12 protein-coding genes are annotated in these 16,301 nt (G+C 65.5%); 2 read left to right on the top strand and 10 right to left on the bottom strand.

The annotated features are described in order from the left end of the window. The 3 genes from ACCD07_RS07035 to ACCD07_RS07025 all read right to left on the bottom strand — a co-directional run. Positions 1–210: hypothetical protein (locus tag ACCD07_RS07035; RefSeq protein WP_413446912.1), on the bottom strand; the 210-nt coding region annotated here is incomplete at its 3' end. Between the two features lie 154 nt (positions 211–364). Next, on the bottom strand, positions 365–1,927 hold the full coding sequence (locus tag ACCD07_RS07030) for a tryptophan halogenase family protein (RefSeq protein WP_413446911.1): 1,563 nt from the start codon (positions 1,925–1,927) through the stop codon (positions 365–367). 116 nt (positions 1,928–2,043) lie between these two features. Next, positions 2,044–5,025 carry a TonB-dependent receptor gene (locus ACCD07_RS07025; RefSeq protein WP_413446910.1) on the bottom strand — a complete coding sequence of 994 codons (2,982 nt, stop codon included), beginning with the start codon at positions 5,023–5,025 and terminating at the stop codon, positions 2,044–2,046. Positions 5,026–5,049: 24 nt separating this feature from the next. On the opposite strand from ACCD07_RS07025, the gene ACCD07_RS07020 reads away from it, so the two are divergent. Both ACCD07_RS07020 and ACCD07_RS07015 read left to right on the top strand, forming a co-directional pair. Continuing rightward, complete coding sequence (locus ACCD07_RS07020; RefSeq protein ID WP_413446909.1) at positions 5,050–5,367, top strand: hypothetical protein; 318 nt, start codon at positions 5,050–5,052, stop codon at positions 5,365–5,367. Between the two features lie 36 nt (positions 5,368–5,403). Further along, positions 5,404–6,684, top strand: coding sequence for an ROK family transcriptional regulator (locus tag ACCD07_RS07015; RefSeq protein ID WP_413446908.1), 1,281 nt, complete (start codon positions 5,404–5,406; stop codon positions 6,682–6,684). 7 nt (positions 6,685–6,691) lie between these two features. Here ACCD07_RS07015 and ACCD07_RS07010 read toward each other — a convergent pair whose 3' ends face one another. The 7 genes from ACCD07_RS07010 to ACCD07_RS06980 are packed head-to-tail and all read right to left on the bottom strand — an operon-like array spanning position 6,692 to position 16,293. Further along, complete coding sequence (locus ACCD07_RS07010) at positions 6,692–9,076, bottom strand: glycoside hydrolase family 3 N-terminal domain-containing protein (RefSeq protein ID WP_413446907.1); 2,385 nt, start codon at positions 9,074–9,076, stop codon at positions 6,692–6,694. Positions 9,077–9,126: 50 nt separating this feature from the next. Further along, positions 9,127–10,269 carry a sugar ABC transporter permease gene (locus ACCD07_RS07005; protein ID WP_176653052.1) on the bottom strand — a complete coding sequence of 381 codons (1,143 nt, stop codon included), beginning with the start codon at positions 10,267–10,269 and terminating at the stop codon, positions 9,127–9,129. A 24-nt stretch (positions 10,270–10,293) separates the two neighbouring features. Beyond that, positions 10,294–11,832: a D-xylose ABC transporter ATP-binding protein gene (gene xylG / locus ACCD07_RS07000; protein WP_176653053.1), complete on the bottom strand. Its 1,539-nt coding sequence runs from the start codon at positions 11,830–11,832 to the stop codon at positions 10,294–10,296. 9 nt (positions 11,833–11,841) lie between these two features. Further along, on the bottom strand, positions 11,842–12,846 hold the full coding sequence (xylF, locus tag ACCD07_RS06995; RefSeq protein ID WP_353403850.1) for a D-xylose ABC transporter substrate-binding protein: 1,005 nt from the start codon (positions 12,844–12,846) through the stop codon (positions 11,842–11,844). Positions 12,847–12,875: 29 nt separating this feature from the next. Beyond that, positions 12,876–14,648 (bottom strand): IlvD/Edd family dehydratase, encoded by a 1,773-nt coding sequence (locus ACCD07_RS06990; RefSeq protein ID WP_413446906.1) that lies wholly within the window; start codon positions 14,646–14,648, stop codon positions 12,876–12,878. Next, on the bottom strand, positions 14,645–15,529 hold the full coding sequence (locus ACCD07_RS06985; RefSeq protein WP_413446905.1) for an SMP-30/gluconolactonase/LRE family protein: 885 nt from the start codon (positions 15,527–15,529) through the stop codon (positions 14,645–14,647). The genes ACCD07_RS06990 and ACCD07_RS06985 overlap by 4 nt, the downstream gene beginning before the upstream one ends. Beyond that, positions 15,526–16,293 (bottom strand): SDR family NAD(P)-dependent oxidoreductase, encoded by a 768-nt coding sequence (locus ACCD07_RS06980; protein WP_353403952.1) that lies wholly within the window; start codon positions 16,291–16,293, stop codon positions 15,526–15,528. Before ACCD07_RS06980 ends, ACCD07_RS06985 begins: the two co-directional genes overlap by 4 nt. Positions 16,294–16,301: the final 8 nt, after the last annotated feature.

Here is a 16,301-nt window from a genome sequence, read left to right as displayed (position 1 = left end):
GGGGGGGGGCGCGGGGGGGCGGGGGGGGGGGGGGGGTTTTTTTTCCCCCCACCCGCCGCGCGCGGCCGCGCCCCCCCCCCCCCCCCCCCCCCGGGGGCCCCCCCCCCGGGGCCCCCCCCCCTCCTCGTGCTTGGCGCAGCCGGCCAGCAGCGCGAGGAGTATGGATAATTTGAACCAGCGTGTAGACGCCAGCGCCGCCAGGATATTCATTGTGAACCCCTCAGTAACGGTGTCAATTTATACAACTAGTTTCATTCTAGTCAAATTTGGCACACGCTGTCATTAACAAATAAGAGGTATATCAATTGCGCGCGTATCGACGAGGCGAACAGTCCATAACGCGTTTGAGCCACGGCTTGGCACCTCAGGGTTGTACCGGCAGGCCGTGACGCTTGATGTGGTCGATCAGTTCGCGGTTGTCCGGCAGGCCGGCCAGCATCCGGCCGGCCAGCGCCCGGGTGTCGCGGAAGCAGGCGTCGGCCAGGCCGGGATGGTCGGAGCGGCGGCGGCCGTCGCCGTAGTCGGTGTCGAAGCCCATGCCGTACAGCACGTACTGGTAGCTGGCGGCGGGGAACACTTCTTCGATGCGGTGCAGGTCGTAGCGCGACGGCGGCTGGTGGCGCCACAAGGTCAGCAACTCCTTCAGGCGTGGCGGAATCGATCCCGCGCGGCGGTTGTCGCGCCAGTACTGGGTGTCGTCGCGCCGGCTCAACACGTAGTGCAGCTTGAGGAAATCGATCACCCGTTCCCAGCGGTAGAGGAAGGCGTCGTTGTAGCGGCGCGCCGCGATGTCCATCGCGGCGCGGTTGGCCGGCAGCGCGTCGGCCAGCGTGGCGGCCGACAGCTCGACCATCGCCAGCGCCGACGCCTCCAGCGGTTCGAGAAAGCCGGCCGACTGGCCGATCGCCACGCAGTTGCGGTGCCAGAAGCGCGCGCGGTAGCCGGGCTGGAACGACAGCTTGCGCGGCGTCGGCACTTCCTGGCCGGGGCTGGTGCGCCGCACATAGGCGTGCAGCGTGCGCTCGGCCTGCTCGTCGCCGGTGTGGGCGCCGGAATAGACATAGCCGATGCCACGCCGGGCCGGCAGGCCGATGTCCCAGATCCAGCCGTGCGCCTGCGCGGTCGACAGCGTCTGCGAGGCGATCGGGCTGTGCTCGTCGGGATAGGGCATCTGCAGCGCCAGCGCGCTGTCGTTGAACAGCACGTGTTTTTGCGACAGGAACTCGATGCCGTAGTGCTGGCCCAGCAGCAGCGACTGGGCGCCGCTGCAGTCGATGAACAGGTCGCCCCGGACGGCGCCGTTGCGGCGCGTCTGCAGGGCGGCGATGTCGCCGTCGTCCTGCGGCAGCACGGCGTCCACATGGTCGACCAGGTGGCGCACGCCGAGGACCTCGGTACAGTGGCGGCGCAGGAACAGGCCGAACTTGCCGGCGTCGAGGTGGTAGCCGTAGTTCGACACGGCGGCAAACTCCGGCGTGGCGGCCTGCTTGGGCGCCTTGCCGTGCAAGCACAGCTGCGGCTGGAAGCTGACCACGCCGGCGAACGGCTGGTCCGCGTGGCGGGCGCGCCAGCGGGCCGGCAGGTTGGCTTCGCCGTAGCCGTGCGGCACGACGAAGGGATGGAAATAGAAATCGTCGTCGCCGCCGTCGACCCAGGCGTTGAAGCGCGAACCCTGCTTGAACGAGGCGTCGCATTCGCGGAAGAAATCGGTCTCGGACACGCCGATGCGCGCCAGGGTGTCGCGCATGCTGGGCCAGGTGCCCTCGCCGACGCCGATCGGCGCCACGTCGGGCGACTCCAGCACGGTCACCTTCAGCGCCGCGTGTTCGGCGGCGATCACCGCCGCCGTCAGCCAGCCGGCCGAACCGCCGCCGACGATGACGATATGTTGTAGCTGTTGCAGTTGTTGCAGCTCAGGCCCACTCATATGTTGGAATCCTTGCAGCCCGGTGCCACCACCAGGCACGAGAAAGCACAGGCCGCCATGAAGGCGGCCTGCGGGTCAGGCCGGGACGGCGGGCGCCGTCCCGGTGTCTGCGGCGGTTAGAACTTGTAACGTGCCGACAACATGTAGCGCGGTCCCGATTGTGCCAGGCTCAGTACCATCATGTCGGTACGGCCGTGCACGCGCTGCAGCTGGTCGGTCAGGTTGATCGCCTCCAGCTGGAAGCTCAGGTTCTTGTTGTAGGCATAGCCGACGTTGACGTCCACCTGTCCATACGGCTCCACGTACTGCGGATTGGCGCCTGCCAGGTCGGTGGTCGACGACAGGAACTGCCCGCGCCAGTTGTACGCGGCGCGGACGCTCCACTTGTCGTCCTCGTAGATACCCACCAGGTTGGCCGAGTTGCTCAGGCCGACCAGCGCGAACTGGTCGCCCTTGCTGGCGTTGTTGAACGCCAGCCCCGACTTGACGTAGGTGTAGTTGGCCTGGATGCCGAAGCCGCTGTTGCCGAACATGTGCTGCCAGTTGATCTCGGCGCCGTGCAGGTTGGCGTCCTGCGCATTGACGTAGCTGGTGGTCTGGAACTTGATCGCCGGATCGCTCGGCTGGCCGGTGATGACGCCGGTGATCTCGCCCTTCTCGTTGTCCGGCCCGCGCACCACGCCGGGCTGGCCGTTGAAGTTCTTGAAGATGTAGTTGCGGATGCAGGCGGTATCGGTGACGATACAGCCGGCGCCCAGCGCCGCGTTCCAGTACTTGCCGCCGACCGGCGTATGCAGGTTGGCCTGCGGTACATCGGTCACCGACTGGCCGGCGTAGTTGGTCAGCTTCTTCTCGAACAGGCCCAGCGACACCAGGCTGCGCTTGTCGTAGTACCACTCTGCCGACAAGTCCAGGTTCTTCGACTTGACCGGTTTCAGCGCCGGGTTGCCGGTCGATGCCGAGTCGCCGTTGACCGACGCGGTGGCGCCGATGGTGGTGCCGCCCTGGATCTGGTCATAGCGCGGACGGCCGATGGTCTCGCCGTAGCTGGCGCGTACCTTGAAGTCCGAGCGCAGGTCGGCGTCGATGTCCAGGCTAGGCAGCAGGTTGTGGTAGGAACCAGCCTGCGACGTGAACGCCTTGCCGGAGAAGGTGATCGGGAACTCGTTCTGCGAGACCCAGCGCACCGCGGTCGGCGTCTGCGACAACGCGGTCGACAGCACGTCGGTCTTCTCGAAGCGCGCGCCGATGCCGGTGTGGATAGGAATCGCGGTATCCCATTCGGTCACCAGCTGGACGAAGGCCGACTTCGATTTCTCGGTGGTGCGGCGATCGTAGTCCGGGTTCTCCAGGCTCGGCATGTACAACGCCGGCTTGCCGGTGGTGTCCGACGCCACCTGGCGCACGGCGGCGAAGTTGAAGGTGTGGATCTGGTTGAACAGGTTAGGATCGCTCACGCCATCCATCTTGCCGAAGTACTTGCGCAGGTCGTCCGCCTGGAACAGCGATTGCGGATAGTCGGAGGCCTTGGTGGCGCCGCCCCAGCTGTCGCTCTGCACCTGCTGGAAGGCCGAACGGTTCTTGACGTTGGTGACCGCCAGGCCGAAGTTCAGGTTGGACGCCTCCATCAGTTTCAGGCTGCCGCTGGCCTGGCCCTGGTCGATGGTCATCTTCTGGTAGCCGTCCTGGAACCAGGAACCGGACACCTGCATCGGCGCCGCGGTGAAGTTCGCGCCCTGGATGCTCAGCACCGGCATTTCGTGGGTGAAGTCGACGCCGGTATTGCCGCGGCTGAAGCTGACGGTGGCCAGGTCGTTGGCCGAGCCGAACGGGCTGTCCTTCTGCGACACCGCCGACGAACTATGCGCGTCGAACACCACCTTCAACGACGGGGTGGCTTTCCACACGGCGTTGAAGCCGAGCGACTTGTTGGTCGACTTGGTGGCGTAGTCGCCGCCGTTCATCGCGATATCCTGCGCGGTGACGTTTTCCTGGTAGTAGATCGGCGAGGCGATCGGGCCATCGGTCCACTTGCTGACCGAAGGACCCATGTTGAACCAGGCGCTCAGTTCGTGCGAGCGGGTCTGGATCTTGTTTTCCGAGTAGGTGTAGTCCAGCGTCGTGGTCAGCTCGGTGGTCGGCTTGAACTGCAAGGCCAGCTGGCCGTTGGTGCGCTGGCGCTGCATGCCCTTCATGAAGTAGGAAATGTTCTGCGGCACCGAGTACACGTCGCCCGGTTTCGGACGGTTGGTGATGTCGCTGTAGCCCGGCTGGCCCGCCTGCGGGATCGTGCCCCAGTTGTTTTCGTCGCCGGTGAACGGGCCGCGCCAGCCATTGGTGATGCCGGCGGTGTTCACGCCCAGGTTGCGCTTCTGGTAGCTGCCGCTGAGGGCGACACCCCAGCGGCCATCGGCCGAGGTGTTGCTGTAGATGCCGGAGATTTCAGGCGTCAGCGAGGTGCTGGCCTTGTCGGCGTCCGGCAGGTGGTTGTTCGAGGTGTCGTACACGCCCTTGACGCCGACGCTCGAATGCATGCCGGGATTGTCGAACGGACGCGCGGTCATGATGTTGACGGTGGCGCCGATGCCGCCCGGCGGCGTGTCGGCGCGGCTGGTCTTGTACACCTGGATCTGCGAGATCGCCTCGGACGCCAGGTTGGAGAAATCGAACGCGCGGCCGGACAGGTCGCCCAGGTTCGAGGTCGGCATCTGGCGGCCGTTCAGCAGCACCATGTTCAGGTCGGGACCGACGCCGCGCACGGTGACTTTCTGCCCTTCGCCGTTGCTGCGGTCGATCGACACGCCGGAAATGCGCTGCAGCGATTCGGCCAGGTTGGTATCGGGGAACTTACCGATATCGTCGGCCACGATGCCGTCGACGATACCGTCGGAATTGCGCTTCAGGTTCAGCGTCGACTGCATGCTGGCGCGGATACCGGTGACAACGACGGTCTGTTCGGCCGGCGGCGCATCGGCCGCCTTGACGGCCTCTTGCGCGTAGGCCGACGACAGGCTCAAGCAGGCGCTGGCGACCGCCAGGCTGATGGCCCTGCGTCGGGAATTCGGGTGGACTGCCCCCTTGTTGGATTGATTTCGCACTACGTCTCCTTATTAGATTTATTTATGTCTTCGACGCTGATCGAGCAGGTCGTAAGCAACGCCGTCGTGGTGACAACTACAACTACTCTGAAGTGTTCTGCTACAGAAACTGGCGGCGGCGCGGATGGCCCCCGGTCACGCGCACGCCAGGTCGGCGTGCAAACGTTTTCAAACTTAGTTCAATCAAATGACGAATTGATAAAGCCAGCTCAGGATATGAGAAAAAAACTCATTAGTCAATTGATCGAACGAATTCAAACGAGGAAGTTGCGAGCTGTTGTATGGACGCCGCAAAGCGCCAAAAAAGCGCGGATGACTCGACTGCATTTCATTGGTGTATGATCCCTGCCTGACTCCTCACCTCGAACGCTTTCACCTATGATCGTCGCCGGCGACCAACAGCTACTCAAGCAAGTCAATCGCATGGCGCTGGTGCGCCAGCTGTGCAACCAGCCGGGACTGTCGCGCGCCGGGCTGGCCGAAACCGTCGGCCTGACCAAGTCCACCGTCAGCCTGCTGGTGCGCGAGCTGCTGGACGAAGGCTGGCTCAGCGAAAGCGCATTGCTGGCCACCGGCGCGCTGGGCCGGCGCGCGACGCCGCTGCACCTGGACGGCACCCGCCTGGCGCTGCTCGGCGTCGACCTCGGCATCGGCGCGGCGCGCATCGTCGCCACCAACCTGCTGGGCGAGGTGCTGGACGAGGCGGTGATCGACTACGCCAACGGCGCCGACGCCGTCGCCTGCGTCGGGCAGATGGCGGCCGGCGTGCTGCACATGGCGCGCGCCGACGGCGCGCTGGCCGGCCGCGCGCTGCTGGGCGTGGGCATCGGCCTGCACGGCGTGGTCGACGACGCCACCGGCGTGCTGCACTACGCGCCCCACCTCGGCTGGCGCAACGTCGACGTGGCCAACCAGATGCGCTCGCACTTCGCCTTCACCGCGCTGGATGGCAAGCCGCTGTTCATCCAGAACGAGGCGAACGTGGCCGCGCTGGCGGAGCTGGAATTTTCCAACCAGGCCGGCGCCGATCCATTGATCTACCTGAGCATAGGCTACGGCGTGGGCGCCGGCATCATCGTCAACGGCCGTCTGCTGACCGGCTTGTACGGATTCGCCGGCGAGGTCGGCCACACCATCCTGCAGCAGGACGGACCGCCCTGCTCCTGCGGCCGGCGCGGCTGCGCCGACGCGCTGATCGGCCTGCAGGCACTGATGGACGAGGTGAACGGCAAGCCGGCGCACGGCGCCGAGCTGCTGGAAAAGCTGTTCGTGCAGGTGGAGGCGGGAGACGCCGCCGCCTGCGACGTGGTGGCCGCGGCCGGCCGCAAGCTGGGGGTGCTGCTGAATAACCTGTGGGTGGCGTTCGATCCGATGTGCATCGTCATCGGCGGCGCCGCGCTGCGCCTGGGCGACCGCTTCCTGGAGCCGGGCCGCCAGGTGCTCAACGACTGCGCCAGCGCGACGCTGCTGCCTGCGCCGGCGATCCGCACGCCGCGCTTCGGCATCAACGCCATCGCCATCGGCGGCGCGGCGATGGCGCGCCATTACCTGATGCGGCCATTCGCCGACCAGAGCGGCGGGCGCCGGCCCACCCCGAAAGTCGGCACCGGCCTGCCGCAGGCCACCGGCGTCGCCGCCGGCTTCTGGTCCTGGAGCTGAGCGGATCTTAACCTACCATCAGCTTGGCCGATTTCAGCTTGACGCTGTCCGGGCCGACATGGATGGTAAAGCTGCCCGGCTCCACCACGCGCACCATCTCGGTGTTGAAGAACCACAGGTCGGACGGCTTGATGTCGAACGACAGCGTGCGCTTCTCGCCCGGCTTCAGCGTCACGCGCTGGAAGCCCTTCAACTCCAGCACCGGCCGCGTAACCGAGCTGATATCGTCGCGGATGTACAGCTGCACCACTTCGTCGCCGGCCAGCTTGCCGGTGTTGGTCACATCCACTTCCACCTTGGTCGATTCGCCGACCGCGATGCTGGCCTTGACCAGGCGCGGTTCGGAAATATCGAACGTGGTGTAGCTCAGGCCAAAGCCGAACGGATACAGCGGCTTGGTCGAACCGTCGATGTAGCCGCGGCGCGCCGACGGCTTGTGGTTGTAGAAGATCGGCAGCTGGCCGACGCTGCGCGCGATCGACACCGGCAGCTTGCCGCCCGGGTTGGCGCGGCCGAACAGCAGGTCGGCGGCGGCGAAGCCGGTCTGCTGGCCCATGTACCAGCCTTCGATCAGCGCGTCGGCCTTTTCCGCCAGCAGGTTGACCGACAGCGGACGGCCGTTGAGCAGGAACACCACGGTCGGCTTGCCGAGCGCGAAGATGGCGCGCGCCAGGTCGTTCTGCTGGCCCAGCATGTCCAGGCTGTCGCGGTCGCCCAGGTGATTGTCGGCCCAGGCCTCGCGGCTGGTCTGCTCGTTGTCGCCCAGGACCATGATGATGGTGTCGGCCGACTTGGCCGCCTGCACCGCCTCGGCGATCAGTTTGGCGTTGACTTCCGGCGGCGTGAACTTGATCTCGTCGGCGCCCCATACGCGGCTGTCGGTGATGCGCACGCCTTCGGAATACGCCAGCTCGAAGCCCTGCGCCTTGGCCTCGGCCTGCAGGCCTTCGTAGATCGACACCACGTGGCGCGGCACGTCCGAGTAGCCGCCGATCGGGCAATCCTTGGCGTGGGTACCGAGCAGCAGCACCTTGCCGACCTTCTTGCCGTCCAGCGGCAGCACGCCCTTGTCGTTCTTCAGCAGCACCGGCGTGCGCGTGGCCGCCAGGCGCGCCAGCGCGACGGCTTCCGGCGTGGCGGTCAGGCCGTCGGCCGCTTTCGCGTCGACGTAGGGCTGCTCGAACAGGCCCGCGTTGAATTTCAGTTCCAGCACGCGGCGCACCACGGCGTCGATCTCGCTTTCGGCGATGCGCTTTTCCTTCACCAGCTCCGCCAGCGTCTTGTAGCCCAGGCCATCCGGCGTTTCGATGTCGACGCCGGCCTTCAGCGCGCGATAAGCGGCTTCCTTCGGCGTGGCTGCCAGCTTGTGGCGCGTGACCAGTTCATTGATGCCGAAGTAGTCCGACACGGTCACGCCCTTGAAACCCCACTCCTCGCGCAGCACCTTGGTGATCAGCCAGTGGTTGGCATGCGACGGCACGCCGCCGATCTCGTTATACGACGGCATGACGGCGGCGACGTTGGTTTCCCTGATCAGTTTTTCGAACGGCGGGAAGAACTCCTCGCGCAGCGTGCGTTCGCTCACTTCGGCCGGGCCGATGTTGGTGCCGCTTTCAGGCTGGCCGTGGCCGGTCATGTGCTTGAGCGTGGCGTAGACCTTGTCCTTGGCCAGCACCTTGCTCTCGCCCTGGAAGCCCAGCACGGCGGCCTTGCCCATCTCGCCGCACAGGTGCGGGTCTTCGCCGTAGGTTTCCTCGATGCGGCCCCAGCGCGGTTCGCGCGCCACGTCCACCACCGGCGCCAGCGCCAGGTTGGCGCCGCGTGCGCGCATCTCGCGCGCCGCCACGCTGAACACCTTGCGCGCCAGGTCGGTGTCGAACGACGACGCCAGGCCGATCGCCTGCGGGAAGCTGGTGGCGTCGCGGGCGACGTAGCCGTGCAGCGATTCCTCGTGCATGAACAGCGGGATGCCGAGACGGGTCTGCTCGACCGCCCACTTCTGGACCGCGTTCACATAGGTCGCCGTTTCCAGCGCGTTGCGGTTGTTATGGGCGCCGGTGTCGCCGGCGCCCGCCGCCTGCCCGAGCTGGCGGTCCGACGGACGGGCGATCATGCCCAGGCCGTTCGGAAACGCCTTCTGCGCCTTGGCCGGCGAGAACTCGCCTTTCGCGTCCTGGATCTCGGTCTTCTGCTGCCAGGTGCACTGCATCTGCATGATTTTTTCTTCCAGCGTCATGCGGCCCAGCAGGTCGTCGACGCGCTGCTGCACCGGCAGGGTCGCATCCTTGTACGGCGCCTTGGCGGCGGCGGCCAGCGCCATCGAGCCAGGCAGCACGGACAGGCCGGCGATGCTGGACATGGAAGTTAAAAACTGTCTGCGGTTGTTCTTCATGTTATCTGTCTCCGTTGGTATTCTTTTATGGTGTTCTTTGATGATGCCGCTCAGCGCTTGCCCGCACGGGTCGCAACGTCCACCCACACGGCCAGCGTCAGGATGCAGCCCTTGACGATCATCTGCCAATACGTGTCCACGTCCAGCATCGACATGCCGTTGTCGAGGCTCGCCATCACCAGCGCGCCGATCAGCGCGCCGTGCACGGTGCCCGAGCCGCCGCGCATCGAGGTGCCGCCGATGAAGCAGGCCGCGATCGCATCGAGCTCGCCGGAGGTGCCGGCCGACGGCGAACCGGCGGCCAGCCGCGCGGTGTTGACCAGGCCGGCCAGTGCGCACATCAGGCCCATGATGCCGAAGATCCAAAGCTTTACCGCCTGCACGTTGATGCCCGACAGGCGCGTCGCTTCCATATTGCTGCCGACTGCGTAGACGCGGCGGCCGAACACCGTCTGCGTGGTGACGTAGCTGAAGATGCCCAGCAACGCCAGCAACAGCAGCACCGGCAGCGGAATGCCCTCGTACGAATTGAAGGTCGTGACGAACGCCAGCAGCACGGCGCCCAGCACCACCACCTTGGCGGCGTCGCGCCAGACCGGCGCCACGGCCAGGCCGTAGGCGGCGTGGCTGCGGCGCTGCTGCCATACCAGGAATACCGCGACGGCGAACAGCACCACGCCCAGCGCCACGCCCAGGGTCGGCGACAGGTAGGCCTGGCCGAGGTAGACCAGGTCGTCCGATACCGGCGCGATGGTCACGCCGCCCGTCACGCCCAGCACGATGCCGCGGTAGGCCAGCATGCCGCCCAGGCCGACGATGAACGACGGGATTTTCAGGTAGGCGGTCAGGTAGCCGTTGAACAGGCCGATGACCAGGCCGATGCCCAGCACGATCAGCAGGTTCAAGGGCAGCGGCAGATGGTGCGACACATCCAGCACCGCCGCCACGCCGCCCAGCAGGCCAAGCAGCGATCCGACCGACAGGTCGATCTCGCCGGCGATGATCACCAGCGACATGCCGCAGGCGACGATGCCGGTAATGGCCATCTGGCGCATCAGGTTGGACAGGTTGCGCGGCGTGACGAAGCCGCCCTCGGTATGGTAGCTGAAGAAACCCCAGATCAAGGCGACTGCGATCAGCAGGGCCAGCATTTTGTACTGCGTGAATAACTGTTTGATGTTGTTACTGTTCATGGCAAATCCAGATCTAGGAGAGTATCAGTGCAGCGCAGGCTGCGTTTGGTCCAGCGCCGCGGCCAGCACGGTTTCCTGGCTCAGGTTGTCGTTGACGAAATCGCCGCGCAGCTTGCCCTCGCCGACCACCAGCACGCGGTCCGAGATGCCCAGCACTTCGGCCAGCTCAGACGACACCATGATGATGGACATGCCCTGTGCGGCCAGGTCGAACATCAGCTGGTAGATCTCGAACTTGGCGCCGACGTCGACGCCGCGCGTCGGTTCGTCGAGGATCAGGATCTTCGGTTTGGTCAGCAGCATCTTCGACAGCACGGCCTTTTGCTGGTTACCGCCGGACAGGCTGGTAATCGGCAGGAACGGCGTGGCGGTCTTCAGCTTGACGCTCTTGATCTCCTTGTGGATGGTCGCGAGTTCGGCCTGCTGGTCGATGCGGGTGGCACGCGCGAAATCCTTCAGCACCGTCAGCGTCATGTTGTGGCCGACGCCCAGGTCGGGCACGATGCCGTGCTGCTTGCGGTCTTCCGGCACCATCGCCAGGCCGGCGCGGATGGCCTTCAGCGGTGTGCGCGTATCGAGCTTGACGCCGTTGAGCCACACCTCGGCCTCGCTCGGTCCCGGATAGGCGCCGAACAGCGCCGACACCAGCTCCGTGCGGCCGGCGCCCACCAGGCCCGCGATGCCGAGGATCTCGCCCTTGCGCAGCTTGAAGGAGATGTTGTCGACGCGCTTGCGCTGCGGGTTGTCGGCGTCGTAGCAGTTGACGTTGCGCGCTTCGAAGATGACTTCGCCCGGCACGTGGCTCCGTTCCGGATACAGCTGGTTCATTTCGCGGCCGACCATCTGCGCGATGATGCGTTCGATGTTCATGTCGGCCATCGGCGTGGTGGCGATGTGCTGGCCGTCGCGGATGACGACGATGGTGTCGCAGATGTCCGCCACTTCATCGAGCTTGTGCGAGATGTAGACGCAGGTGACGCCCTTGGCCTTGAGCGAATGGATAATCTTCAGCAGCACCTTGATCTCGGAGGCCGTCAGCGACGACGACGGCTCGTCCAGGATCAGCAGGCGGGCGTTCTTGTTGAGCGCCTTGGCGATCTCGATCAGCTGCTGGTAGCCGCCGCCGTACTGCTTCACCGGCAGCACCACGTTGACGTCGCGGATATCCAGCTCGGCCAGCAGTTCCTCGGCGCGGCGGTTCATGGCCGCATAGTCCATGCGGCCGCCGGGCAGCTTGATCTCGTTGCCGAGGAAGATATTCTCCGCCACCGACAGCTCGGGCACCAGCATCAGTTCCTGGTGGATGATGACGATGCCCGCCGCTTCGGTTTCGCGAATCGACTCCGCCCGCAGCGGTTTTCCGTCCCACAGGATCTCGCCGTCCCAGGTGCCGTGCGGGTACACGGCGGACAGCACTTTCATCAGCGTCGATTTGCCGGCGCCGTTTTCACCGCACAGGCCTGCGCACTCGCCGGCCTTGAGCTTGATGTCGATGCCGTTGAGCGCGCGAACACCGCCAAATTCCTTGACGATGTTCTTCATTTCCAGCAGATAGTCAGCCATACCGACTCCTTAGTTGGCGGACAGCTGGGCCTTGGTGTAGAAACCGTCGTCGGACAGCACGTTCACGTTGGCCTTGGTCAGCGCGATCGGAGCCAGCAGCAGCGTGCTGACCTTCTTCATGCCGTTCTCGTAGGTGGAGTTGTAGGCAGGCGCCTGGTTGCGCACCAGTTGCACCGACAGCCTGGCCGCTTCCGTCGCGATCAGCTTGAGCGGCTTGTAGACCGTCATCGCCTGAGTGCCGGCGATGACGCGCTTGACGGCTGCCAGGTCGGCGTCCTGCCCGGACACCGGCACCTTGCCGGCCAGCTTTTGCGCGGCCAGCGCCTGGATGGCGCCGCCGGCGGTGGCGTCGTTGGAGGCCACCACGGCGTCGATCTTGTTGCCGTTGGCGGTCAGCGCGTTCTCGACGATGGACAACGCCTCGGAAGCGCTCCAGTCCTTGACCCACTGTTTGCCGACGATCTTGATGTCGCCCTTGTCGATCAGCGGCTGCAGCACTTTCAGCTGGCCTTCGCGCAGCACCTTGGCGTTGTTGTCGGTCGGCGCGCCGCCCAGCAGGTAGTAGTTGCCCTTCGGTTTCAGCGCGACCAGGCTGCCGGCCTGCAGCTCGCCGACCTTGGCGTTGTCGAAGGAGATGTAGGCGTCGATGTCCGCGTTGAGGATCAGGCGGTCGTAGGACACGACCTTGATCTTGGCCTTCTTCGCCTCGCGCACCGCGTTGTTCAGCACCGTGGCGTTGTACGGCACGATGACCAGCACGTCGACGCCGCGCGAGATCAGGTTTTCGATCTGCGAGATCTGGCGCTGTTCGCTGGCGTCGGCCGACTGCACGTAGACCTTGGCGCCCAGCTTCTCGGCTTCCGCCGTGAAGTAGTCGCGGTCGCGCACCCAGCGCTCAAGGCGCAGGTCGTCGATGGAAAAACCGATCTTCGGGTTCTTGGCGTCCGCTTGCGCGTAGCCGCCGGCCAATGCCATCATGGCGCCGAGTACGGCGGTGGCGATAATCTTCTTCATGTTGCTGTCTCCAGTAGGATTTTTTATGTTTAGTGGTTGTGGCGCGCCAGCGTGTGGCCGACACCGCGGTAGTCGACCGCCAGTTCCATGCAGGCGCCGCTCTCCATCTGGCCGACGGTGGAGCGGTACAGCTGCTGCCACGGCGTCTGGCTTGGCGGCACGGCCGGTATGCCTTCGGCCTTGCGCTTGGCGAGTTCCTCGTCGCCGACCAGCATATTGCAGGTGCCTTCATTCAGGTCGACGCGGACGATGTCGCCGTTGCGGATATAGGCCAGGCCGCCGCCCACCGCGCTCTCGGGCGAGGCGTTCAGGATCGACGGGCTGTCCGAGGTGCCGGACTGGCGGCCGTCGCCCAGGGTCGGCAGGTTCATGATGCCGCGCTTGATCAGGGCATCAGGCGGTTGCATGTTGACGACTTCCGCCGAACCGGGCCAGCCCACCGGGCCGGCGCCGCGGATGACGAGGATGCTGTCCTCGTCGATGTTCAGCGACGGATCGTTGATGCGGTCGTGGTAGTCGCCGGAACCGTCGAACACCACGGCGCGGCACTCGAAGATGTTCTCGGCGCCCGGCTTGCTCAGGTAGCGGGCGCGGAATTCCGGCGAGATCACGCTGGTCTTCATGATGGCGAAGTCGAACAGGTTGCCCTTCAGGACGAAGAAGCCCGCGTCTTCCTTCAGCGGCGCGGCGAACGGGTAGATCACTTCGCGGTCGTTGGTCTCGCGGCCCTTCAGGTTGTCGCTCATGGTGGCGCCGGTGACGGTCAGTCGGTCCGAGCGCAGCTTGCCGTTCTGTTCCAGTTCCCACATCACGGCAGGCACGCCGCCGGCGCGGTGGAAGCGCTCGCCGAGGAATTTGCCGGACGGCTGCATGTTCAGCAGCAGCGGCACCTTGTGGCCATATTCCATCCAGTCGCTCGACTTCAGTTCGACGCCGGCGTGACGCGCCATCGCGACGATGTGCTGCTGGGCGTTGGTGGAACCGCCGATGGCGGCGTTGACCACGATCGCGTCGAGGAAGGCCTCGCGCGTCAGGATCGCCGACGGACGCAGGTCCTGGTGCGCCATCTCGACGATGCGCTTGCCGGTTTCATAGGCCATCTGGCCGCGCTCGCGGTACGGCGCCGGAATCGCGGAGCAGCCGGTCAGCGACATGCCCAGCGCCTCGGCGATGGCGTTCATCGTCGAGGCGGTGCCCATGGTGTTGCAGTGACCGGCCGACGGCGCCGAAGCGGCGGCGATCTGCAGGAACTTCTCTTCGTTGATCTTGCCGGCGGCCAGCTGCTTGCGGCCTTTCCAGATCGCGGCGCCGGAACCGACCAGTTCACCATCGAGCCAGCCGTCCAGCATCGGGCCGCCGGACAGCACGATGGCGGGGATATCGACGGTGGCGGCGGCCATCAGCTGCGCCGGGGTGGTCTTGTCGCAGCCGGTGGTCAGCACCACGGCGTCGATCGGATAGCCGTGCAGGATCTCGACCAGGCCCATATAGGCCAGGTTGCGGTCGATGGCGGCGGTCGGGCGGCGGCAGTTTTCGAAAATCGGATGCAGCGGGAATTCCATGGCGATGCCGCCCGCGTCGCGGATGCCGTCGCGCACGCGCTTGGCCAGCTCCAGGTGGATGCGGTTGCACGGGCTGATGTCGCTGCCCGATTGCGCGATGCCGATGATGGGGCGGCCGGAGCGAAGCTCCTCCGGCGTGATACCGTAGTTCATGAAGCGCTCGAGGTACAGCGCGGTCATGTCGATGTGGTCCGGATTGTCAAACCAATCCTGCGAGCGAAAACGGCGAGGTGTGTTCATATTGCCTGTCCTGGTAAATATTCGTTTTGCAGCTGGCCCGGCGACGCCACGCGGAAGCTGAACAAGCCTCCCGCCAGCGGTTGCCGGCTCAGTTCTTCGTCCGTCAGTCCCTTGCGCGCGGTCGTCACGAAGACGGTGCGCAGGTCGGCGCCGCCAAAGGCGACTTTGGTGATGTTAGAGCATGGCATATTAACCGAATCGAGAAATTCGCCTGCCGACGAATAGCGCTCGATGCGCGCGCCGGCGAACAGGGCGATCCACAACGCGCCGTCGGCGTCCACCGCCGTGCCGTCCGGATAGCCTTCGCCTTCGATGCGGATGAAGACCCGCTTGTTGGCCAGGGCGCCCTGGTCGTCAACGTCAAACGCGTAGACGGTTTTTTCCAGCGTATCGGTGTGGTAGAAGGTGCGGCCGTCCGGGCTGATGCAAGGCCCGTTGGTGATCACGTAGCCGCTGTCCTTGCACTGCAAGGCATCGTCTTCGCACAGGCGGTACAGCGAGCCGCTGGGCGCCGTTTCGGCATTGTCCATGGAGCCGAACCACAGGCAGCCGTGACGGTCCACATAGCCGTCGTTGAGGCGGTTGCCCGGCAGGTCGGCTTCCAGCTCCACCAGCGGCGTCAATTCGCCGCTGTCGAACGAAAAGCGCATCAGGCGGCCCGGCAGGCCGCAGACGAAACCGCCGCCGTGCATAGGCAGCGCGAAGCCGACTTCCTGCGGCACCGTCCAGCTTTGCCGGCGGCTGCCGTCCTCGCCGCAGCGATGGATGGCGCGCTGCTTGATGTCGACGAAATAAAGGGCATTGTCGCCGGCATGCCACACCGGGCCTTCGCCCAATGTGGCCGCCAGCGGCCAGATGCACTCAGGCTGGGTGATGTTCATGCACCATACCATCCGGCGTCTACGAAGTAATCGCGGCCGGAGCAGCGCCCTGCATTGTCCGATGCCAGGAACAGCGCCATCGCGGCAATGTCCTCGGGCTCCACGCGCTCATGCAGGCACTGGGCGTTCAGGATCTCCTGTTCGCCTTCCGGCGTATGCCACAGCGCCATCTGGCGCGGCGTGCGCACCGAACCCGGGATGATGCAGTTGACGCGGATGCCGGAGGCGCCGAGGTCGCGCGCCAGGCCGCGGGTCATGCCTTCGATGGCCGCCTTGGCGGTCATGTACAGGCTCAGGTTGCCCAGCGCGAGGTGCCACGAGATCGAACCGAAGTTCAGGATCACGCCGGTGCCTGCAGCCTTCATGCCCGGCGCCACGGCCTGGGCGCAGAAGAACTGGTGGCGCAGGTTGACGGCCAGGCTGTCGTCCCAGTATTTCGGCGTGACGTCTTCGATGTTGTGGCGGTTGTCGTTGGCGGCGTTGTTGATCATGACCTCCACCGTGCCGTGATCGCGCTCGATCTGCGCGAACACGCCGGCCAGCGCATCGAGGTCGGTCAGGTCGCAAGGGAAGAAGCGCGGCGGATACTTGGCGTCCTTCAGGCTGGCGGCCAGCTCCTTCGACTCCTCCACGGCGATGTCGATAAAGTACACCTGCGCACCCTGCTTGACGAAGGCGTCCACGATGGCGGCTCCGATGCCGGTGCCGCCTCCCGTGATCAGTACGCGTTTGTCTGCCAGGCTGGGATAGGTGGCGTAGGCCATGGGTTGCG

Source organism: Duganella sp. Dugasp56 (genome assembly GCF_047304105.1).
GTDB classification, from domain to species: Bacteria; Pseudomonadota; Gammaproteobacteria; order Burkholderiales; family Burkholderiaceae_D; genus Rugamonas; species Rugamonas hordei.
Note: the sequence above shows the minus strand (reverse complement) of the source record. Positions and strands in the feature narration are given on the sequence as shown.